Annotated in this window: 24 protein-coding genes and 1 tRNA gene; 14 read left to right on the top strand and 11 right to left on the bottom strand. The window is 57.1% G+C overall.

Going from position 1 to position 20,717, the window contains the following annotated elements; translation table 11 throughout:
- On the top strand, positions 1-116 hold a 116-nt coding region (locus GOW56_RS18725; protein ID WP_171206292.1), incomplete at its 5' end, for an integrase core domain-containing protein.
- 31 nt (positions 117-147) lie between these two features.
- On the opposite strand, the gene GOW56_RS18720 is transcribed toward GOW56_RS18725, so the two are convergent.
- Together GOW56_RS18720 and ettA are read right to left on the bottom strand one after the other, a co-directional pair.
- Complete coding sequence (locus GOW56_RS18720; protein WP_171206838.1) at positions 148-1,098, bottom strand: hypothetical protein; 951 nt, start codon at positions 1,096-1,098, stop codon at positions 148-150.
- 78 nt (positions 1,099-1,176) lie between these two features.
- Positions 1,177-2,844: an energy-dependent translational throttle protein EttA gene (gene ettA / locus GOW56_RS18715; protein ID WP_171206837.1), complete on the bottom strand. Its 1,668-nt coding sequence runs from the start codon at positions 2,842-2,844 to the stop codon at positions 1,177-1,179.
- A 136-nt stretch (positions 2,845-2,980) separates the two neighbouring features.
- On the opposite strand from ettA, the gene GOW56_RS18710 reads away from it, so the two are divergent.
- The 3 genes from GOW56_RS18710 to dacB all read left to right on the top strand — a co-directional run bounded on the left by GOW56_RS18710 (position 2,981) and on the right by dacB (position 5,649).
- Positions 2,981-3,451, top strand: coding sequence for an MOSC domain-containing protein (locus GOW56_RS18710; RefSeq protein ID WP_171206836.1), 471 nt, complete (start codon positions 2,981-2,983; stop codon positions 3,449-3,451).
- A gap of 32 nt (positions 3,452-3,483) precedes the next feature.
- Positions 3,484-4,104 (top strand): nicotinate-nucleotide adenylyltransferase, encoded by a 621-nt coding sequence (locus GOW56_RS18705; RefSeq protein ID WP_152459921.1) that lies wholly within the window; start codon positions 3,484-3,486, stop codon positions 4,102-4,104.
- A gap of 66 nt (positions 4,105-4,170) precedes the next feature.
- Positions 4,171-5,649 (top strand): D-alanyl-D-alanine carboxypeptidase/D-alanyl-D-alanine-endopeptidase, encoded by a 1,479-nt coding sequence (gene dacB, locus GOW56_RS18700; RefSeq protein WP_171206835.1) that lies wholly within the window; start codon positions 4,171-4,173, stop codon positions 5,647-5,649.
- A 19-nt stretch (positions 5,650-5,668) separates the two neighbouring features.
- Here the strand turns inward: dacB and GOW56_RS18695 are convergent, their stop codons facing one another.
- The 3 genes from GOW56_RS18695 to GOW56_RS18685 all read right to left on the bottom strand — a co-directional run bounded on the left by GOW56_RS18695 (position 5,669) and on the right by GOW56_RS18685 (position 7,276).
- Entirely contained in the window at positions 5,669-6,091 is a 423-nt protein-coding gene (locus GOW56_RS18695) for a tellurite resistance TerB family protein (RefSeq protein WP_152459150.1), read from the bottom strand.
- Between the two features lie 88 nt (positions 6,092-6,179).
- A complete protein-coding gene (locus GOW56_RS18690) occupies positions 6,180-6,554 on the bottom strand; it encodes an EamA family transporter (protein ID WP_216597870.1) in 375 nt (124 codons plus the stop codon).
- The gene (locus tag GOW56_RS18685) at positions 6,551-7,276 is read right to left on the bottom strand and encodes a bifunctional 2-polyprenyl-6-hydroxyphenol methylase/3-demethylubiquinol 3-O-methyltransferase UbiG (protein ID WP_171206834.1); all 726 of its coding nucleotides are present in this window, start codon (positions 7,274-7,276) and stop codon (positions 6,551-6,553) included. Before GOW56_RS18685 ends, GOW56_RS18690 begins: the two co-directional genes overlap by 4 nt.
- 364 nt (positions 7,277-7,640) lie before the next feature.
- Between GOW56_RS18685 and GOW56_RS18680 the strand changes: the two genes are divergently transcribed.
- The 5 genes from GOW56_RS18680 to GOW56_RS18660 all read left to right on the top strand — a co-directional run bounded on the left by GOW56_RS18680 (position 7,641) and on the right by GOW56_RS18660 (position 13,036).
- Positions 7,641-9,215: a lysine--tRNA ligase gene (locus GOW56_RS18680; protein ID WP_171206848.1), complete on the top strand. Its 1,575-nt coding sequence runs from the start codon at positions 7,641-7,643 to the stop codon at positions 9,213-9,215.
- 49 nt (positions 9,216-9,264) lie between these two features.
- On the top strand, positions 9,265-9,666 hold the full coding sequence (locus GOW56_RS18675; protein WP_171119016.1) for a DUF4864 domain-containing protein: 402 nt from the start codon (positions 9,265-9,267) through the stop codon (positions 9,664-9,666).
- A 138-nt stretch (positions 9,667-9,804) separates the two neighbouring features.
- Positions 9,805-12,093, top strand: a complete 2,289-nt coding sequence (locus GOW56_RS18670; RefSeq protein WP_171206833.1) for a glycosyl hydrolase family 28-related protein — start codon at positions 9,805-9,807, stop codon at positions 12,091-12,093.
- Between the two features lie 143 nt (positions 12,094-12,236).
- Complete coding sequence (locus GOW56_RS18665) at positions 12,237-12,563, top strand: antibiotic biosynthesis monooxygenase (RefSeq protein WP_152459145.1); 327 nt, start codon at positions 12,237-12,239, stop codon at positions 12,561-12,563.
- Positions 12,564-12,628: 65 nt separating this feature from the next.
- On the top strand, positions 12,629-13,036 hold the full coding sequence (locus GOW56_RS18660; RefSeq protein ID WP_171206832.1) for a universal stress protein: 408 nt from the start codon (positions 12,629-12,631) through the stop codon (positions 13,034-13,036).
- Positions 13,037-13,039: 3 nt separating this feature from the next.
- Here the strand turns inward: GOW56_RS18660 and GOW56_RS18655 are convergent, their stop codons facing one another.
- Positions 13,040-13,522 carry a pyridoxamine 5-phosphate oxidase gene (locus GOW56_RS18655; protein WP_171206831.1) on the bottom strand — a complete coding sequence of 161 codons (483 nt, stop codon included), beginning with the start codon at positions 13,520-13,522 and terminating at the stop codon, positions 13,040-13,042.
- A gap of 113 nt (positions 13,523-13,635) precedes the next feature.
- On the opposite strand from GOW56_RS18655, the gene GOW56_RS18650 reads away from it, so the two are divergent.
- Positions 13,636-14,088, top strand: coding sequence for an excalibur calcium-binding domain-containing protein (locus GOW56_RS18650; protein WP_254447257.1), 453 nt, complete (start codon positions 13,636-13,638; stop codon positions 14,086-14,088).
- A gap of 162 nt (positions 14,089-14,250) precedes the next feature.
- On the top strand, positions 14,251-14,493 hold the full coding sequence (locus GOW56_RS18645; protein ID WP_170347365.1) for a zf-TFIIB domain-containing protein: 243 nt from the start codon (positions 14,251-14,253) through the stop codon (positions 14,491-14,493).
- A 5-nt stretch (positions 14,494-14,498) separates the two neighbouring features.
- On the opposite strand, the gene GOW56_RS18640 is transcribed toward GOW56_RS18645, so the two are convergent.
- From GOW56_RS18640 to GOW56_RS18620, 5 genes are all read right to left on the bottom strand, one after another.
- The gene (locus GOW56_RS18640) at positions 14,499-14,927 is read right to left on the bottom strand and encodes an excinuclease ABC subunit B (RefSeq protein WP_170347321.1); all 429 of its coding nucleotides are present in this window, start codon (positions 14,925-14,927) and stop codon (positions 14,499-14,501) included.
- A gap of 43 nt (positions 14,928-14,970) precedes the next feature.
- The gene (locus tag GOW56_RS18635; protein WP_171206829.1) at positions 14,971-15,672 is read right to left on the bottom strand and encodes an ORF6N domain-containing protein; all 702 of its coding nucleotides are present in this window, start codon (positions 15,670-15,672) and stop codon (positions 14,971-14,973) included.
- Positions 15,673-15,781: 109 nt separating this feature from the next.
- Positions 15,782-16,810 carry a hypothetical protein gene (locus GOW56_RS18630; RefSeq protein WP_171206828.1) on the bottom strand — a complete coding sequence of 343 codons (1,029 nt, stop codon included), beginning with the start codon at positions 16,808-16,810 and terminating at the stop codon, positions 15,782-15,784.
- Between the two features lie 34 nt (positions 16,811-16,844).
- A complete protein-coding gene (gene uvrB, locus GOW56_RS18625) occupies positions 16,845-19,031 on the bottom strand; it encodes an excinuclease ABC subunit UvrB (RefSeq protein WP_305849506.1) in 2,187 nt (728 codons plus the stop codon).
- A gap of 14 nt (positions 19,032-19,045) precedes the next feature.
- On the bottom strand, positions 19,046-19,303 hold the full coding sequence (locus GOW56_RS18620; RefSeq protein ID WP_171206827.1) for a hypothetical protein: 258 nt from the start codon (positions 19,301-19,303) through the stop codon (positions 19,046-19,048).
- 157 nt (positions 19,304-19,460) lie between these two features.
- On the opposite strand from GOW56_RS18620, the gene GOW56_RS18615 reads away from it, so the two are divergent.
- The 3 genes from GOW56_RS18615 (at position 19,461) to GOW56_RS18605 (ending at position 20,347) form a co-directional block, all read left to right on the top strand.
- Positions 19,461-19,772, top strand: a complete 312-nt coding sequence (locus tag GOW56_RS18615; protein WP_152459136.1) for an ETC complex I subunit — start codon at positions 19,461-19,463, stop codon at positions 19,770-19,772.
- Positions 19,773-20,249, top strand: coding sequence for a GNAT family N-acetyltransferase (locus GOW56_RS18610; protein WP_171206826.1), 477 nt, complete (start codon positions 19,773-19,775; stop codon positions 20,247-20,249). It begins immediately after the preceding gene.
- A 21-nt stretch (positions 20,250-20,270) separates the two neighbouring features.
- A tRNA-Arg gene (locus GOW56_RS18605) sits at positions 20,271-20,347 on the top strand.
- Positions 20,348-20,717: the final 370 nt, after the last annotated feature.

Genomic DNA, 20,717 nt, shown 5'->3' with positions numbered 1-20,717 from the left:
TGATCGAACAATGGAGGAGACACTACAACACAAAGCGGCCCCACAGTGCACTGGGCTATCGCCCGCCAGCGCCCGAAGCCATCATACCAATGGATCGCAGGCCGACAATGCACTAACAATCAATTTGGACCAGTCAGATGAGGCTGCTCATTCCTGCCAGATCAATTCAATCTTGTGCTGGCCTGGCCGCCAGAGGATATCGTAATCGGTTTTTGGTATTAAGTAGTCTCGTTTCGGGGGCTTTTTCTTTGGCGATTTTCCCGAAGTTTTTTCCGCCTGAGAAGGTTTCTTTTTCTCCTCGATATTTGATGTGTTTTTGCCTTCTAGAAGATCTTCTCTTTCTAACAAATCCATGTATTGATTTACGCCAGAAGAATTCAGTACGTTTCTCAAGGTCAATTTCTTTTCGACTATGTCGTCGGCGATTTTTGAGAGTACTTCGATGACATCTTGTTTGGACCTTGTGAGCCCGAGTGTGCCATTTTCATTCAAGTATATTCCCAAACGTTCTTGTCGCTTCTTCGCGTTAATCAACCTGAACAGAGTTGATCGACCTATTTTCCGCGCTCTTGGATACCCGCTAGCGTGCAGATAATCTTCAACCGCTTCGGCAATTGGATATTGATTTGTGGCACCAACTCGATTTGCGTGATTTGCTTTCGCACGCGTATCCCACCTGAGTTGCCCACGCCCTCCGTCAGTCCCATTGTGTCTGCGGCTAACTATATCTTCAATTACCCGCTGATCAGATTCCACCTGACAGGGCATGTGCGTCAACGCCACCCAATTATTGCTAGCTGCAATGCTAGAAATTTTACTGGAGTAAGGTGATGGAACAGAGCAAAGCCCGGATAGCGCCTTTGCGCACGCCACTCGGCGATTACCATCATAAACTACATACTTTCCATTCAATTTCTTAACCAAAGGAGGGTCGAAAACCTCACCTTGGAATGCGATATCTTCCGCAAGCCGGATCATTTTGGGACCGAGTGTTTCAAACAACCAATTGATTGCGGCCTGCTCGTTGCCTTGCGGTCCGTGCCTGTCGTTATTTGGATTAACAACTAAATGGTTTACTTCAATGTTCTTGAACTTCAAATTGCAACCTTACTTCTGCCTAACAATCAAGAGTTGTTAAGCAGAAGTAGCAACAGATTGCGGCACACAGAGTCAAGCCTATCGCGCAAACTTCTTATGCTTCAACCGCTTGGGCTCCAGCGCGTCCGGTCCCAGACGGCGCTTTTTGTCCTCTTCGTAATCCTCGAAGTTGCCCTCGAACCATTCCACATGGGCATTACCTTCAAAGGCCAGGATGTGCGTACAGATCCGGTCGAGGAAGAAACGGTCGTGCGAGATCACCACGGCGCAGCCGGCGAAATCGACAAGCGCATCTTCCAGCGCGCGCAGGGTTTCGACGTCGAGGTCGTTGGTCGGTTCGTCCAGCAGCAGGACGTTGCCGCCCTCTTTCAGTAGGCGGGCCATGTGGACGCGGTTGCGCTCACCCCCTGACAGCAGAGAGACCTTTTTCTGCTGGTCGCCGCCCTTGAAGTTGAAGGACGAGCAATAGGCGCGGGAATTGACCTGCGCGTCGCCCAGCTGGATGATCTCGGCGCCGCCGGTGATCGCCTCCCACACGGTGTCGTTGTCGTTGAGGTCGTCGCGCGACTGATCGACATAGGACAGCTGCACCGTATCGCCGTATTCGATGGTGCCGGCGTCGGGCTTTTCCTGGCCGGTGAGCATTTTGAACAGGGTCGATTTACCGGCGCCGTTGGGGCCGATCACGCCGACGATGCCACCGGGCGGCAGGCTGAACGAGAGATTTTCGATCAGTTGCTTGTCGCCCATGTGCTTGGCCAGCCCGTTGACCTCGATCACCTTGCTGCCAAGGCGCGGGCCGTTGGGGATGACGATCTGAGCGCGGGTCAGCTTTTCGCGTTCGGACTGTTCCGCCAACTCGTTATAGGCGTTGATCCGGGCTTTGGATTTGGCCTGACGCGCCTTTTGACCCTGACGCATCCATTCCAGTTCGCGCTGAAGCGTCTTCTGCTTGGATTTGTCCTCGCGGGCTTCTTGCTCAAGCCGCTTGGCCTTTTGTTCCAGCCACGAAGAGTAGTTGCCTTCGTACGGAATGCCACGACCGCGGTCCAACTCGAGAATCCAGCCGGTGATGTCATCCAGGAAATAACGGTCGTGGGTGACGATCAGGATGGTGCCTTTGTAGTCGATCAGGTGCTGTTGCAGCCAGGCGATGGTTTCCGCGTCCAGGTGGTTGGTCGGCTCGTCCAGGAGCAGCATGTCGGGCGCTTCCAGCAGCAGCTTGCACAGCGCCACGCGGCGTTTTTCACCGCCCGAGAGATTGGCGATGTCGGCGTCGTCCGGCGGGCAGCGCAGCGCCTCCATCGAGACATCGATCTGGCTGTCCAGATCCCACAGGTTTTCCGCGTCGATCGCGTCCTGCAGGGTGGTCATTTCCTCCATCAGCTCGTCCGAGTAGTTCTCGGCGATCTCCATCGCGATCTCGTTGAATCGGTCGACCTTGGCCTTTTTCCCGGCCACGCCCAGCATGACGTTTTCGCGAACGGTCAGGGATTCATCCAGTTGCGGTTCCTGCGGCAGATAGCCGACCTTGGCGCCCTCGGCGGCCCATGCCTCGCCGGTGAAGTCGGTGTCGAGGCCGGCCATGATCTTCATCAGCGTCGATTTACCGGCGCCGTTGACGCCGACGACACCGATTTTCACGCCAGGCAGAAAGCTGAGGTGGATGTTTTCAAAGCACTTCTTGCCACCGGGATAGGTCTTGGTGACACCCTGCATGTGGTAGACATATTGATAGGCGGCCATGTCGCGTCCTCTGGGTCGGGAAATTTGGTTGAAACGCTGGATATCCGAGCGGGACGGGCGGGGCAAGCTGGTGGTATTGTGAATTTCGTCTTTGGGTCGGGCGGCATAGTGTGGGTGCGCTGTAAATGGGGGTGTTATGTCGGAACTGGCCGAATTGATTGCGGGTTGGGCGCAGCCCGGTTGCGTGACTTGGATCGGAGCGCGACCACAGCGCCGGGCCGAGATGGTGTTACTGGAGGAATCCGTGGTTACTGAGGCCGGTCTGATCAGTGACCGTGCCCGCGTTGGCAAGCGGGCGGTGACTTTGATCCAGCAGGAGCATCTGGCGGCGATTGGGTCGTACCTGGGGCAGGGGCCGGTTGCGCCTGTGATCCTTCGGCGCAACCTGGTGGTTTCGGGGATAAATCTGACGGCGCTCAAAGGGCGCGAGGTGCAGGTGGGCGAGGCAGTTTTGCGCCTCACCGTGATTTGTGCGCCGTGCAGCCGGATGGAAGAAGCGCTGGGCAAGGGTGGCTATTCCTCCGTGCGTGGGCACGGAGGATGGTGCGCCGAAGTCGTGCGACCCGGGCGGGTTCAGCTGGGTGATGTGGTGCAACCTGTTGATTGACAACGCCTCGCAGTTCTGAACATCAGCAGGGTATGGAGCGGTACGGCATACCCTATGCGCGACCTGGACAGGTCGTCGGTCTGTTCGGCGGGTCGTTTGATCCACCGCATCAGGGCCATGTGCACGTCACGCTTGAGGCGATGAAGGCGTTCGGGCTGGATCGGGTTTGGTGGCTGGTATCGCCGGGCAATCCGTTGAAGGAACGCGGGCCCGCGCCCATGGACAGGCGAATGGCGGCAGCGCGGAATGTGATGCAGCATCCGCGTGTCGAGGTGACGGACATCGAGGCGCTGACAGGTACACGCGCGACTGCGGATACTCTGACAGCGTTGCAGCGATTGTATCCACAGGTGCGATTTGTCTGGCTGATGGGGGCGGACAATCTGGCGCAATTTCACCGTTGGAAAGATTGGCGAGGGATCATGGACAGTGTCCCTGTCGGTGTGGTCGCACGGCCCGGCGACCGGATATCTGCCCGGATGTCCAGGGCGGCGCGGGTCTATGCCAAGTACAGGATCGACGGGCAGGCGCGGCATCTTTTGGGGCGGGCGCAAGCTCCGGCCTGGTGTTTCGTGAATGTGCCGATGGTTGATGTCAGTTCCACGGAAATTCGGACGCGCGGCGAATGGCGCGCGGAAGTGTTGCCGGAATAGCCTTGCCCGGCGCATAATCGCAGCGAGTGGTTGCGCGCATTTGATCTGTGGGATTTTATTCCAACTATGGCTGGTCGTTTTTCACGTCGTGTGTTTCTGGGAGGATTGGGGGCGTCTCTGATCCCGGCAGCTGGTCTGGCGCAGGCGCCGCTGGTCTCGCTCAGGCCGCGCGCGCGTGCGGCGCTGTTGAGTGGCGCCGAGCGTTTGGTTGCGGCCGCAGGGTTGACGGGCGAAGTTGTTTTCGCCGTCGCGGATGTGGCGACCGGAAAGCCGCTGGAGGTTTTTGGTGAAGGTGCGGGCTTGCCCCCGGCCAGTGTCGGCAAGGCGATGACCGCGCTTTTCGCGCTGGACGTTCTGGGACCCGACCACCGGTTCGAAACCCGTTTGATCGCAGATGGGCCAATTGAAAACGGGATTTTGCATGGCGATCTGATACTGGCAGGCGGGGGTGACCCGCTGTTGGATACGGATGCGCTGGCCACGATGGCGGCCAACCTGCGCGAGGCCGGAATCACCGAAGTTCGAGGAGCCTTCAGGGTCTATGACGGGGCGCTGCCCTTCGTGTTCAGCATTGATCCCGGTCAGCCGGATCATGTGGGGTACAGCCCGGCGGTAAGCGGGATATCGTTGAATTTCAATCGGGTCCATTTCGAGTGGAAGCGTGCCGGTAAGGGTTACGATGTGACCATGGATGCACGCAGCGCACGATATGTGCCGGCAGTGGATGTGGCAGCCATGCGGGTCGAGAACCGCAGCTTGCCTATCTATACCTATCAGCCAAGTGCGCGGCAGGACCGCTGGACCGTGGCCAAGGGCGCGCTGGGCAATGGCGGGGCGCGCTGGCTGCCTGTGCGCAAACCCGCATTGTACGCGGGTGATGTGTTTCGTACTTTGGCCCGATCCAATGGAATCGTTCTGAATCGGGTGCAGGTGACACGAGAGGCGCCAAAAGGTGTCGACCTCGTCGTGCATCGCAGCGATCCATTGGACAGTATTTTGCGCGGGATGCTGAAATACTCAACCAACCTGACGGCCGAGATGGTCGGACTGGCCGCAACCAAAGCGCGGGGCGTTGACCCGCGCAACCTGGCGGAGTCGGCGGCCGAGATGAACCGTTGGGCGTCTCAGAGCTTTGGCGTGAACGGGATCGCGATGGTCGATCATTCCGGTCTTGGCGATGCCTCGCGTATGGTGCCGGCGGATCTGGTTGCGGCCCTTGTCGCGGCCCGGAAAATGGGCGTATTGCGCCCATTGATGAAGCCTTTTGCCTTGACGGATCGAAATGGGCGGCCGGTAAAGAACCACCCGATCAAGGTCGATGCCAAGACAGGCACATTGAACTTCGTATCCGGGTTGGGCGGTTTCCTGACAACGGCGGACGGGGTCGATCTGGCCTTTGCCATTTTTACGGCGGACGTGGCCCACCGCGCCAAGATTCCTCGCGCACAACGCGAACGGCCTGAAGGCGCGCGAAGCTGGAACCGCAGGTCGCGGAAACTGCAACGGGCCTTGCTGGAACGTTGGGGCGCACTCTACGGAAGCTAAAACTCGCAGATTGCCAAGATCAGACCGTGTGGCGCGCGCGTGCCCCGCGTTCGATTGCGGCGGCATGCAAACGGTCGATATTCAGTTCGTACCGGATTTCTTCCAGCAGGCGCAGTTCCGTTTCAGCCAGCGAACCGTCGGCGGCTGCAACATCGCAAGCCAGCGCATAGGCTGTTTCGTTCAGACGCTCGGGGAGGTTTTCGCGGATCAGTCCAAACAGCGCATCCAAACCGTCTTCCTGTTCGAACAGGTCAAAAACAATCTGTGATACACGACGGGTCCGGTCGATGTCATACCCGGCAAAGACCGGCAGCATGTTCACGGCAACCTCGATCTTGACCAGCTCGGCGGTTCGGATGTTTTCGTCAGAGGCCGAGACTGCAACCATGATCGCCACAAGGCAATCCTGCGGGGACATCGGGTGGGGCACTTGCTCGGTCATGGGATGGTCCTGATTGGGGTCGTTCGAGGACGCACGATATGAGCGCAGCGGGTCAGGTTCAACACCTTGTTTCATCCATCCCGCGCGATCAGGTATTCATGACCATCATTCCCGAAATCAAAAGCGCGGCCCCCAGCCAGTAGCGCAGCCCAAGTGTTTCGCCGAAGAAGACGTGCGAGGCCAGTGGCACAAGAACGAAACTGAGGGCCATAAAAGGGTAGGCCTGGGACAGAGTCAGATACCGCAGGACATACACCCACAGCACCGTAGCCGAGCCATAGATGGCAAAGGCTGTCAAAAGGAAAGGATCGAACAGCGTCTGGATGAGGCCCGCCAATCCGGTGGCTTCGCGCCCATCAATCCGGTTTCCCGCCAGTTTGAACAGAATTTGCCCGGCCGAGATCATAACTGGTGTGAACAGCAAACCAGCCCAGACCAGTGTCGTTGGGGCGGGCGGAGTCATCCTTGGTGCTCCGGTTCCGGTTTTTCCTCGGGGCGGTCTTCGCAATAGTAGATGTCGCGCCCCAGGTCTTCGCAGACATGGATGTCCGGGCTGGGATACACCGCGCGCAGAAAGCTGTGGGTGTAGGGGAAAAAGTTGAAATGCGGATTGAAAGTGTACCTGCTTTCGCGTTCACGCGGAACGACGATAATGACGCGTTTTCGCGCGACACGACGCAGTTCAGCGATCGCTTGCCGGTAATCCAGAAGATGCTCGATCACGTGGGTACAGATTACGGTGTCAAAGCTGTTGTCTTCAAACGGCAGTTCTTCGATCCGAGCTGCAACATAGTCGATATTGTCGATGGCAGCCGCATCATCGACGACGAAATCCACCCCTGTCAGTTGCGTGATGTCGGGCCGGGCGGCCTTTATGCGTTGCAAAAGAACTCCGGTGCCGCAGCCGATATCGCAGATGCTTTGCCCGACGATATCCTTGGCAATCCGCTTGATGCAGGCTTCGGAATTGTCGGTGCCCTGATGTACGCGCGGATGATCGCGGTAGAGTTTTTCGTATTCGTCATCCGTCAGATAGGTTGCGCGTTCACGGAATTCGGCAAGGCGCGTGATATGGTCACCCCAAACCCTGCATGCCAGCCAATGAAACGCGGCGCTGTCACGCAGGATAGGCGGTACGATATCTTCGAGTACAAAGCGTATACGGTTGGTGGTTTCGCGTCGCATCCCGTTTCCTCTGGTCCGGGGAACGCCCCCGTGTCGCCTTTGTCTAACACTGCCCGGTGAACGTGCGAAACAACCGGGTCAAGTTTGCGCCCGCGCCCGTGTCTTTTTTGTTTCGGGTGAACAATCGGCCCAACAATGTGGCCTGAGCAAGGCTGGCCGGTGAAAATGCAGCGCAGATATCCCGGGCAGAGTGTTTGCGGGCCAAGGAACGTTTCCCTACCTGCCCGAGGGCGACTGTTTTTTGGCGCAGTGTGTCGCGAATTGCGCCACTGCTTTATTGACTCATGCTGCACTGGCACAATAGGAGGGGCCGGTCCGGTTGCATGGGGTGACCGCGACACTTTCCCCGATGGAGCACATTGAAATGTCTGAACTGCGTGAAACCGCTATGTCGTCCAAGGCCTGGCCTTTTGAAGAGGCGCGCCGGTTGCTCAAACGCTATCAGAAGGGCGCTCCGGAAAAGGGGTATGTGCTGTTCGAAACCGGTTACGGCCCGTCTGGCTTGCCGCATATCGGAACATTCGGCGAGGTCGCGCGGACCACGATGGTCAAGCGCGCGTTCGAGGCGCTTTCGGACATACCGACCAAGTTGATCTGTTTTTCGGACGATCTGGACGGGATGCGCAAAGTGCCCAGCAACGTGCCCAACCCGGAGGCGCTTGAAGAACATTTGCAGCGCCCGTTGACTTCGGTTCCCGATCCATTTGGCGAATACCCCAGCTTTGGTGAGCACAACAACGCGATGTTGCGCCGGTTCCTTGATACCTTCGGATTCGACTATGAGTTCTATTCGGCACGCGATTTCTATCGTTCAGGCCAGTTCGACGAGATCCTTAAGCGCGCGGTCGAGCGCTATGACGACATCATGGCCATCATGCTCAAAAGCCTTCGGGAAGAGCGCCAACAGACCTATTCGATTTTCCTGCCGATCCATCCGGAAACCGGGCGGGTTCTGTATGTGCCGATGAAGAAAGTGTGTGCAGAGACCTATACCGTCACATTCGATGACGAGGACGGCAAGGAATGGACCGTGCCCGTCACTGGCGGCAACGTGAAATTGCAATGGAAGCCTGATTTCGGGGCGCGCTGGGCAGCGCTGGGCGTCGATTTCGAGATGTACGGCAAGGAACATGCTACCAACGAAAAGATCTATGACGCGATCTGCCGTGCATTGGGCGGCCGTGCGCCCGAGCATTTTTCTTATGAACTGTTCCTGGATGAGAATGGCCAGAAGATCTCGAAATCGTCCGGCAACGGCGTGTCGATCGACGAATGGCTGACCTACGCGCCAACCGAAAGCCTGGCGTATTTCATGTATCAAAAGCCCAAAACGGCCAAGCGGATGCATTTCGACGTGATCCCGAAGGCTTATGATGAATATCATCAACAGTTGCGCGCCTATCCGGGGCAGGACCTGAAAGCTCAGCTGAATAATCCGGTCTGGCACATTCATGGTGGCGACGTTCCCGAATCGACCCTGATCGTACCGTTTGCGATGTTGCTGAACCTGGCGTCGGTCTCGGGCGCGGAAGACAAGGAGACGCTGTGGGGCTTTATTCGCCGCTATGCGCCGGAAGCAACGGCTGAAAGCCATCCCGATCTGGATCAGGCTGCGGGCTTCGCGGTTCGCTACTTCAACGATTTCGTCAAACCAACGCGCAAACATCGCGCACCCACGGATCAGGAGCGCGAGGCGCTGGAAGCGCTGAAAGCCGCGCTTGAGGCTTATGATGGCCCGACCGAGGACGAGGCGCTGCAATCAGTGGTCTATTCCATCGGGCGGGAGCGGTTCGACCCCATGCGCGGTTGGTTCACGGCGTTGTACGAAGTGCTTCTGGGTGCATCGCAGGGCCCGCGTTTTGGCGGCTTTATCGCGCTGTACGGTGTGCCTGAAACAATTGCCCTGATCGACAAGGCGCTGGCCGGAGAGTTGGTCTGATTTGACCTGATCCCGTATGGGGCTACTCTTTTTTGCAGGAGGTGGCCCCATGCGTCGATTTTTACTTGCTGTATCCCTGAGTGTTGGGCTGGGGTCGGGCGCATTTGCGCAAAACGCAGAGATCGAAGCAAACATTTCCGCGCAGATACAGGCCTTCAAGGCGGATGATTTTGCCACGGCCTTCACCTTTGCCAGCCCCAGTATCCAGCGCCTTTTTCAGAACCCCGACAATTTCGGAGCAATGGTACGCAATGGGTATCCGATGGTCTGGCGTCCTTCCGACATACGTTTTCTGGAGTTGCGTGAAATTGCAGGAGCCCTGTGGCAGAAGGTGATGATCGCCGACGCAAACGGGCGTGTGCACATACTGGACTATCAGATGATCCCTCTGGAGGACGGTTGGAAAATCAACGGCGTCCAATTGTTGGGCAACGCTGACCCTGCGGCCTGAGGCAACACCACCGTTACGGTGATATGAGCCGTGGTTAACTCTCTTTCGGTATTCAGACTGACGCGTTCGGGGCGGACCTGGACACGGGGTTTGGACGCGTCGCCAGATTGGTGCGGCGCGATTTAGAAAGGGTTTTCAATGAACAAGGCAATCACTGACGGCATCGTCTTCATGCCGCCTCAATTCGCGAATGGCCTGACCGTTTGGTCTGCGGGGGACGGAACGCCTGGCTCGCCCACATATGGCGGATCCGGTACGGGGGTTTTCGTGCCTGCGGATGCCGATTTTGGTGGCTGTCTGGAGATCCTGAAAGTCCAAACCACCCAACAGCTTCGGTATATGGGCCAGACGCCGATTTTGCCCGGTTGCTATTTGCAGATCAAAGCGCGGGTCAAGGCGATCAGCGGCCCTTTGCCGTCGGTGCGCATAGCGGCCTGGGCCGGGGGCGCAGGGGACACGCATGTGGCAGGTGTCGTGGAGCAGGGGCCCGCAACACAGTTGTCGGGCTATGGAAGCGTGCACGAAGTAACGGCGATTGTCGGAACCGGCAAACGCCCCGGCGTGGACATGCCTTGGGGGCTGGCCGCCCTGTATGGCCATTTCGGTCTGGATATTGAGGGCGCGAATGGGGCGCTGGTGCGTGTCGACGACCTGGAGATCACGGATGTCACCGGTGTCTTCCTGCGTGAGATGATCAGTGTTGTGGATGTGCGCGACTATGGGGCCATCGGCGACGGTGTGACGGATGATTCAGCTGCATTTGAAGCGGCCGATCAGGCGGCGGGTGGCCGTCGGGTTTACGTTCCGCAAGGGACTTATCACCTGGCCGAAAACACCAGTATGACGTCCGAAATGGACTTTGAAGGCACAGTCACCATGCCGGATGACAAGATGCTGTTGCTGACAAAGGATTTCCATCTGCCGGCTTACATTTCGGCTTTCGGAGACGAAGAACTGGCGTTCAAAAAAGCGTTTCAGGCCCTTCTGAACAATTCGGATCATGACTCGCTGGATTTGGGTGGTCGCAAGATTTGCGTCACCGCGCCGATCGACATGGCCGCAGCGGTTCCCAACAAGCAGAGTGGTTTTTCAACCCGCCGCGTGATCCGGAATGGTCAGTTTGACGTCAAAAGCAGTTCGGCTTGGGATACGGAAACGTTCACCTCGACTGCGACCTATGATCCGTCGGACAAAACGCGTCTGACCAATGTCGCGAATGTCGCCAACATTCCCGTCGGGTCCTACGTTGCCGGCAGCGGAGTCGGGCGTGAAATCTATGTACGGTCAAAGAACGTCGGTGCGGGTGAGATCACACTGAGCGCGCCTCTTGTGGGGGCGTCGGGGACCCAGTCCTTTTCGTTCTATTCATTCAAGTACCTGCTGGATTTCAGCGGCTTCAGCACGCTTCGAAAATTCGGCATGGAGCAGATCGAATTTCAATGCAACAGCCGATGCAGCGGAATTCGTTTGGCGGCCGCCGGCAGTACATTTTCGTTGAACGACTGTTTTGTCAGCCGCCCGAAAGACCGGGGGATCACGTCGACCGGAACGGGGTGCAAGGGCATGCTGATCGACAATTGCCAGTTCCTGTCAGCAGAAGAAGCCCTTGTCGTTACGGACCGGTATTCCATTGCGTTGAATACCAATTCAAACGATGTGAAGCTGCGCCACAACCGAGCCGTGCGTTTCAGACATTTCGCTGTTCTGGGCGGTGACAACAACATGATTCTGGGCAACCATGTCTTTCAGGGCGATAGCATCCCGCAAGGTGTGCGTACGGCCGGTTTGATCATGATTGGCACCTACAACAGTTCCACTATCGCCGAGAATTATGTCGACAACTGTTTCATCGAATGGACGAATGAACGCGACCCGTCGCCGACATACACGAGTGGTTTTTCGTTCAGTGCGATGAGCATCACGGACAACATCTTTTATTCTAGTCAGGCCCCGTCCTGGTTTAGTTTCATCGTCATTCGCCCCTATGGGCCCGGGCATTTTCTCAATGGCCTGGTCGTGACCGGCAACAAGTTTCGTGCCACGAGCGGTGGGATCTTTCGAGCGGAACGTGTAGATACAACCTTCGCCGACTTGAACAAAGACAGGCACACGAACGTGACTTTCCAGAACAATACGTATCATGGCGTAACCAGGAAATCCGCAAACCCGTTGAGGGTTCGCTATACGCAGCACTCGGTGTCCAATCTTTGGCCTGTTTCGGCAAACGGGCAGTTGCCTTTCGACGGCAAGGCACGAGGCTGCGATGGGGTTGCGACGATCGGTGTGCTTTCAGGGGTGTTCAACAACCATGTCTTCAGTGCGCCTCATGTTGAGGTCGAACAGGGGGCGACAGGCGACATTTTTCTGTTGCGTTGGCCAGAGCATGTGAAAGGTACGGCCTCGGTTCTGATGCGCATGGAACGTTAAAAGGCTGTCTGGCCACCCCGAAAAGGGTGGCCATTTCACTCTGATCTGACCGTAAATGACTGACCCGGTTTGCAAGGTCGGCAGGAAATAGGCTACGTTTCATTTTCATGTGTTAGGCTTGGGACAGAAAGTGGAGAATCCCGATGCTGAAAATCGCCAAAAACGCCAGTGTTCAAACAGTTATCACGACCTTTGAAATGACGCCTGGCACCTGCCAGGACCTTCTGGAAGCTCTGACGGATGCCTATGCCGAGTTCATTTCGAAGCAGCCAGGTTTCGTTTCCGCCGGGCTGCACGTCAATGACGCACAAACCCGAATAGCAAACTATTCGCAATGGGAACGCCGCGAAGATTTCCTTGCCATGCTGCGCACGCCGGAGATGCGCGATCGCAACCGCAAGATCAACGAACTCTGCAAAAGCTTTGAGCCGGTCATGTATGACGTCGCTGAGACATTCGGCAGTTCCTGACCTGAATCAAAGCCTGCAATTCATATCTGTTTCAAAGTTAGCCTGCAAAAATGGAGGCTCACATCATGTATCACAACATTCTGGTCCCCATCTCGTTCGATGCTGAAAGAGATACATCTGGGCCTTTGAAGCTGGCCCAGATTCTGGCCACGCCAGACGCGCAGGTGACATTGTTGCATGTGGTCGAGCATATTCCCAACTATGCAATCTCGTATATGCCGTCCGAATATCTGACAGAGGCGCGTAAGGCGATTCAGACAGAACTGGATGAACTGGCATCGCAGCTGCGGAATGCCAAGGGTTTGGTGATCGAGGGACATTCCGGCCGGACCATTCTGGATTGGGCCGAGGCGAACAAGCCCGATCTGATCATAATTGCGTCCCACCGGCCGGGGATGCAGGACCTGCTTCTGGGCTCTACCGCGTCTCATGTCGTTCGTCATGCGGGATGTGCCGTGCATGTGGTCCGCTGATGGCTAGAAATCCTGTGCGGTAAGGCGATAAGCCTTACCAAATCCGGCGTTCAAAAGGCCGTCCTGAATGGCGAACCGGACCAGTCCGAAATCGGCGAAATCGATATAGAGTTTCGCTTTGGGCCGTCGCGCCAAGTACCGGTCGCGCAAGTCACCATAGCCTGCCAAGTCCCGGTGAACTGGCTGAGCGATCACGTGCAATGTCAAGCGCGGATGAGTCAGCGGGTCGCCCTTGTCTGCGGGCTCTCCGATCAGAAGGGCGCAGTTGGGGCAAGTGCTCAGGGCGCGCGTATGTTCCGCAAGGGTTGAAATCAGCGAGACAGGGCAACCTGCTTCATCCGTGGCCAACGCGATCCGTGAGACAGACGGCAACCCGGTGTCAGGGCGCAGAAAGGCCAGTGCGGCAAATTTGGCCTGAAAGAGAAAGTCCTGTGCTTGCAAGCGCGCCGCTGCGTCAGGCGTGTGATAAGGATCGGATTGGGTCACGATATCGGTTCGGCAGCAAAAAATCGGGCAGATGACAGGTTCCCTGCCACCTTAAGTGTCTGAAGTGGATTGTGCCATTTGTTTTACCTCAGCGATATCGGATTGCCTCGGCTTTGCCACAAATCGACGTTACAGATCAGACGATGCTGTTCAAGAAACCCTCGCAGGATACGCCTGATCCGAAGCCGCGGCCGTCCAGACGACACCGGCGCGCAGAGGCGACGCGCAGGCATGCGCTGTCTCCGCTACGCATACTGGTCATGGTTCTGTTGTTGCCGCTGACCACCGTGCTGATCGCCACGGGTGTTTTTCTGCGCCTGTCCGAATTTGAGCGGGAAGAGGCGGTGATCCACCTGATCGCATTGGCAGGTTGTGATGCAACGCAGTCGCTGGGGGTGGGGCCGTTTTACGAGGGGCAGGCGGGTTATCACAAGCGCAATGACCCGGATGGCGACGGGGTCGCCTGTGGCGCTGCCAGCCCGCCCCGGGCAACTGCGCCGCCAGTTCACAACAGTCCAGAACCGCAACAGCGGTCTCTTGGAACGGCAAAGTTCGTGCGCCCCTGACGGTTGTAATCGCGAAGTCCAGAAAATCTGCTCGGGCCGGGGCCGGTTGCTTGTGTCATCCAGCTTGACCCAAGCGAACGGGCGTCATGTCACAGAGGGATGGCAATGCAGCGGATCAACCCCATCTCATATAGATTAGATGGCAAAACAGGAGATCGTATGATGCAATGCCCGATTGACGGAACTCAACTGGTCATCACGGACAGAAACGGGGTTGAAATCGACTATTGTCCGCAATGCCGAGGTGTCTGGTTGGATCGGGGCGAACTGGACAAGATCATTGAGCGGTCGACAGCTTATGCTCCACCGCCTCCGCCACAATCCGGCTATGATGACCGGGCGGATCACGGCTATCGCAAGAAAAAGAAACGAGGCGGTTTTCTGGAAGATCTGTTCGATTTCTGACCCGGTCAGGACAGCTGGGCCCCGGCGCATTCGCGAAAAATGCGAACCTGGGGCGCAGCACCGTTCAAGGGAAATTCAGTCACCCTGTCCTGCGTGAATGCATAGGCGGTCAGGTTGTATTCCAGCCCGTCCAGCACGTTTCCAAATCCTGTATCAGTGACCGTCAACGATGATGCACCGTCAGACAGGACATGATGCGGAGTGGCGATTTCGATGGGGTTTGGCCCCTCGAACCGCATCGCGAACCATGGGGTGTTTGTCCAGCCTTCGGTCTTGCGGGTAACGGACAGGGTATAGAGCGGCTTTGCCGGGTCATAGGTCAGGAATATCTCTGCCGTATCCGTCACGTGTGACAGGGTGCAGATCTGGCCCACCGTTGCTTCCCACGCGGCGGCGGGTGTGCCGAGGATCAGTGATAACAAGACAACGCGCATGTCCCGGAGTCTAGCGGCCGAAAGGTCCGGGGCAAGGGCTGCGTCAGCCTTTCATCGCATTCAGCAGGTCCAGCAACCCCTTGCGGTCATCATCATCGGCATAATCGCCGGCGGCCAACCGTTCAGCGATGCGCAGGCGCAGACGCTCGTGCTGGGTGCGCACCTCTTCGCCTGCGGTTTCCGCCAACGTCTTCATGATCACGGCCACGGCCTGCTGGCGCTTGGTGGTGGGGTTGGCGATATAATCGACAAGGCTTTGCTGCCCGGAATCGAGGATGTTTTCGGCCAGCGCCCGCAACTGATCGCCATTGGGCAGCAGCGGGGCAGGGGTGCCTTCGGGCGGCAGGATCTCGGGCGCGCTGCGCGGGGTCTCAGTCAGGGCGTTGGCGCCGTCGACGAAGGCCTCGGTGATCATCCGGGTGATCTTGATCGCGCGCGGGTCCTTGAACAGGGTCGAGGCGATGGCCACGCCGTAATCGGTATAGACCCACGGATTGACCCGCCGCCCACCGCGGCCCTTGGGTTTTGAGATCACATTCTGTGATATCAAATCGGCCACCTCGTCGTCGGTCAGCTGAAAGCGGTAGCCCTCGAACAGATCCTTGTTGCGCGCCACCGCCTGATTGAAGGCGCTGACGGATTTTCCGTAGAACCGCGCCAGATCCTCGGCCAGCACCACGCGGGTGCCCCGCACCCGGTGAATGGCGCTTTGGACCTCATGCGTGGAGGGCAGGGTGTTCGTCATGGCAACCGTTTGGAATCACAATTTGTGATTTCAAACGTGGAGGAGGGGGAGGTGGGTGGCAAGGGTGGAGTGTGGGGCGATGCGAAAGAGATGAGCTAGAAAAGTCATTCTATGATCGCTCTGAAACAGCAGTCTGGACAAATTCTGACAAAGAATACAGCGCCTCCACCAACTCAAACTGAAAGTTATCTTTTTCTTCTTCTTTAATTAGGGCAGCGCATTTGTCATGTTTCCCGTGGGCTATTAGGCCTCTCAACTCCCAGCACTTCTTAATTGTGTAGTGCGTTTTTGGATCGCTAGCCAACAGAGATATACCAGTGATATCCTTGAGGACTTCGCTGAAATACCTATGAATTTTCTTGGTGTCATTGTTTGCGGACTTTTGGTCCTTTGCTTCGCAACGATGAGAAGCGTAGAGGGTGTCCCAAAGGTGATACTTTAATACTTCGATCGCGATAGCGGCTCTTAACACAAAATCACTAAAGTTACCCATATACATGGAAAAATGAGCATCTTGGACGAAGTCAAAAGGCACAGGCGCATATGAGGTTTCGGCGTTTTTCCAAGCTTCTTCCCAATGTTGAAAACTTGCACGGTATATCCCGCTGAAGCCGAACTTTACCTCGATACTTCTAACCGGTGACTCAGCGTTTCTTTCAACATCAAGCCCATAGCGGATCGTGTCTGGCAACTCCAAAACGTTCCCGATGCGGTTTAACCAAACTTGGCGAGTAGCGCGCCGAAAATTTCGCACGAAACCAGCAAACACATTGGTCTCATCTGTATGTGACCGAGTTTCAAAAACTATAGTGTTAGCTGGGAATATACTCGCAGTTCCGTCAAAGATTTCTGATGAAAAAAATGTAGCTGTTGGCTGCTCCCCTTCTGCGTCTAAATTCGGAAGAAATCTTAGCCCACTTATATTCGTTGTGTTCCCATTGGAGTTCGTGATGCTAAAAATCGTTTGCAGATCGATTGTAGGGTTTGTGGACCTATTTACCGGGCCACTGATTATTGGTTGATAAACTCGAACTAACTGTTTCGCATTGATTTCTAGTGTGGGCCAGTTCGCTGCATCCGCTTCTAGAATAATCGGTGCAGCTAAGTTCTTTATTGTGACGTAAGAGTGGTGTTTCATAAATGTAGTCTCTAAACATAATCCGGAGGTGCGCTCACCGCTTCCGCCGCTTCACATTCCCACCTCGTTGCCCCGGCCTCCCAGCCGTTGACCGGCCGCGCGATTTCACCGCGTCTTCCGAGGCTTTCTCGACCGCCCATTGGCGCGCCATGGGGTCGTCGGCGACGGCCAGATCGACCGCTTCCAAACGTTTGATCTCATCCCGGATATTGGCGGCCTCTTCGAATTCCAGGTTCTCGGCAGCTTTGCGCATCTTGTCGCGCAGACCATCCAGATGCGCCTCGAGGTTCGCGCCGTGCATCGGTTTGTCGATGGTGGCGGTGACGCGGTTCATGTCCACGTCGCCCTGATAGAGACCGGCCAGAACGTCATCGACATTCTTCTTCACCGTCTCGGGCGTGATGCCGTGTTCTTCGTTATAGGCGATCTGCTTGGCGCGGCGGCGGTTGGTTTCCTCCAGCGCGCGTTCCATGCTGCCGGTGATGCGGTCGGCATACATGATCACGCGGCCTTCGGCGTTCCGCGCGGCGCGGCCGATGGTCTGGATCAGCGAGGTTTCCGAGCGCAGGAAGCCCTCTTTATCCGCATCCAGAATGGCGACCAGCCCGCATTCGGGGATGTCCAACCCTTCGCGCAGCAGGTTGATGCCGACCAGCACGTCGAATGCGCCCAGCCGCAGGTCGCGCAGGATCTCGATTCGTTCCAGCGTGTCGATGTCCGAGTGCATGTAGCGGACTTTTATGCCCTGTTCGTGCAGATATTCGGTCAGGTCCTCGGCCATGCGTTTGGTCAGCGTGGTGACCAGCGTGCGGAAGCCATTGGCCGCGACCTTGCGCACCTCGTCCAGCAGGTCGTCGACCTGCATCTCGACGGGGCGGATTTCGACCTCGGGGTCCAAAAGGCCCGTGGGGCGGATCACCTGTTCGGTGAAGACGCCGCCGGTCTGTTCGATCTCCCACTTTGCCGGGGTGGCGCTGACGAAGACGGATTGCGGGCGCATGGCGTCCCATTCCTCGAACTTGAGGGGGCGGTTGTCCATGCAGGACGGCAGGCGGAAGCCGTGTTCAGCCAGCGTGAATTTCCGCCGATAATCGCCCCGATACATGCCGCCGATCTGCGGCACGCTGACGTGGGATTCATCGGCGAAAACGATGGCGTTGTCGGGGATGAATTCGAAGAGCGTCGGGGGCGGCTCACCCGGCGCGCGGCCGGTGAGGTAGCGCGAGTAGTTCTCGATCCCGTTGCAGACGCCGGTGGCCTCGAGCATCTCCAGATCGAAATTGGTGCGCTGTTCCAGCCGCTGCGCCTCGAGCAGCTTGCCCTCGCCCACCAGTTGATCCAGCCGCTGGCGCAGTTCCTTTTTGATGCCGATGATGGCCTGCTGCATCGTCGGTTTCGGCGTGACATAGTGCGAGTTCGCATAGACGCGCACCTGTTCCATTGTCGCGGCGCGCTCGCCGGTCAGCGGATCGAATTCGGTGATGCTTTCCAGTTCCTCACCGAAGAACGAGAATTTCCAGGCGCGATCCTCAAGGTGGGCGGGCCAGATTTCAAGGCTGTCGCCCCGCACCCGGAAGCTGCCGCGCTGGAAGGCTTGATCGTTGCGGCGGTATTGCTGGGCCACCAGATCGGCCATCACCTGCCGCTGGTCGTATCCGTGCCCGACCTTCAGATCCTGTGTCATCGCCCCGTAGGTCTCGACCGAGCCGATGCCATAGATGCACGAGACCGAAGCCACGATGATCACGTCGTCACGCTCCAGCAGCGCGCGGGTGGCCGAGTGGCGCATCCGGTCGATCTGTTCGTTGATCTGCGATTCCTTCTCGATATAGGTGTCCGATCGCGCGACATAGGCCTCGGGCTGGTAGTAGTCGTAGTAGGAGACGAAGTATTCGACCGCGTTTTCCGGGAAGAAGCCTTTGAACTCGCCATATAGCTGCGCCGCCAATGTCTTGTTGGGGGCCAGGATGATGGCGGGGCGTTGGGTTTCCTCGATCACCTTGGCCATGGTGAAGGTTTTGCCCGTACCGGTCGCCCCCAACAGAACCTGATCGCGCTCTCCATCCAGAATGCCGCCCGCAAGTTCCTTGATCGCGGTTGGCTGGTCTCCTGCGGGGGCGAACTCCGTATGCATGACAAACCGTTTGCCGCCTTCCAGTTTCAGGCGGGCCCGAACATCTTCGGTTGTCATTTGGGTCTTGTCGGAATGGGCGTATGGCATGGGCAGGCTCCGGATCAGGCCCTTACATTTGTTCTTATTTTGTCCAACTGCAAGGGCTGATCCGGTACAAATCTCCCAGTTTCGACACTGGGCAGATACGCATCCGGATCGTGATCCGAACCAACCTTGCCGGCCAACGCGGCAAGTTCGCCGTCGAGAGCTTTCGTCACCATCGGTTTGACGGCGATTACGGTATGGGCTTCGGTCGAGGGCATCGCCCGGTTGTTCCCGGGGTTCGCGTCGACGCCCAGAATGCATTCACTATGAATCATCTGCTTATCCTTCGGCTGATTTGTCGAAGATCATAGTTGGCCCTGATGACAGTTTCTGTCATTGGCTTGCTTCGACAATCCGCGACAATTGTTGTCTTGTCCCGGGCTGCGCTCTGACGCATAAACAGGTCCAGCCAAGTGAGTACGGAGAGGCGACATGCGCGCACGGATTTACCAGCCTGCAAGGAATGCGATGACTTCAGGGATGGCCAAGACCCGCAAGTGGGTTCTGGAATATGCCCCCGCTTCGGCACGTGAGGTTGATCCGCTGATGGGCTGGACATCATCCAATGACACGCAAACCCAGATACGCCTGAAATTCGACACCAAGAAAGAGGCGATGGATTATGCCAGGGACAATGGTATCGATGCGCAGGTCAGCGAGCCGCACAAGCGCAAACCCAACCTGCGCGCGCGTGGTTACGGAGAAAACTTCGCCACTGACCGCCGTGGCCCCTGGACACACTGAATGATCGAAATTCGCGAGGCCGACCCCACCTCGGACGTGTTGCGTCCGATTGTGGAAGCTCATTTCGCCCACAGCGAATCGGCCGGTCCTGCGGAAAGCAACCATACGATGAGCGCAGAATCACTGGCCGGACCGGGCATTCGATTCTGTGCGATTTACGACGATCAGCAGGCGTTGGGCTGCGGCGCCTTGAAGCTGTTGCCCGATGGCACGGCCGAGGTGAAGTCGGTGCATATCCTCGCACAGGCACGGGGGCGCGGACTTGCGCGTGTCATGATGACTCATCTGGCCGATCTGGCGCGCGCAGAAGGCGTAAAAGCTTTGGTTTTGGAAACCGGGGCAGAGCATCTTCCAGAGTATGATGCCGCCCGCAAGCTTTACGAAGCGTTGGGTTATTCCTATTGCGGACCGATCTTTGGGTACAATGACGATCCGAACAGCGCATTCATGCGCTTGGCTCTTGAACCCCGCTCGTAAAAACCGCAAGAAGGGTGCAGCGGTCCCTTAGCTCAACTGGATAGAGCAGCTGACTTCTAATCAGCAGGTTGAGGGTTCGAGTCCTTCAGGGATCGCCATTCTCGAATTTCGATTTCGATGAACACGTCAGGCCGCAATGCGGGCTGTTTCTTCGCGGTTGTTGGGTGAGGTATGAAGGGCTGGACGAGGGGGTCATGCCAGCCCTTCTAAGGGGTCACAGAGTGGTAGTGTGTGTTCCTTAACCAAACATTAACCTGATTCACCATGTTCCGAAATTGGGGGATTCCCGTAGGACGGCCAATGCGCGGATTTCAGCGTGTGAGTTGCAGCTGGCAGATCGGGATCCGGGGTCATAACGCGAATTCTTCAGGATGATTTGGGGCCTGAGCCGTAAAAGCGCCAAGGTTGTGAAAAAAATATTGCAACCGGTTGCAAATAGAATCATTGTTGCGCGCAACAACAAGATTC

It is taken from the genome of Ruegeria sp. HKCCA0235A, assembly GCF_013033235.1.
GTDB lineage: Bacteria > Pseudomonadota > Alphaproteobacteria > Rhodobacterales > Rhodobacteraceae > Ruegeria.
The sequence above is the reverse complement of the archived record's forward strand: the minus strand, read 5'-3'. Positions and strand labels throughout refer to the sequence as shown.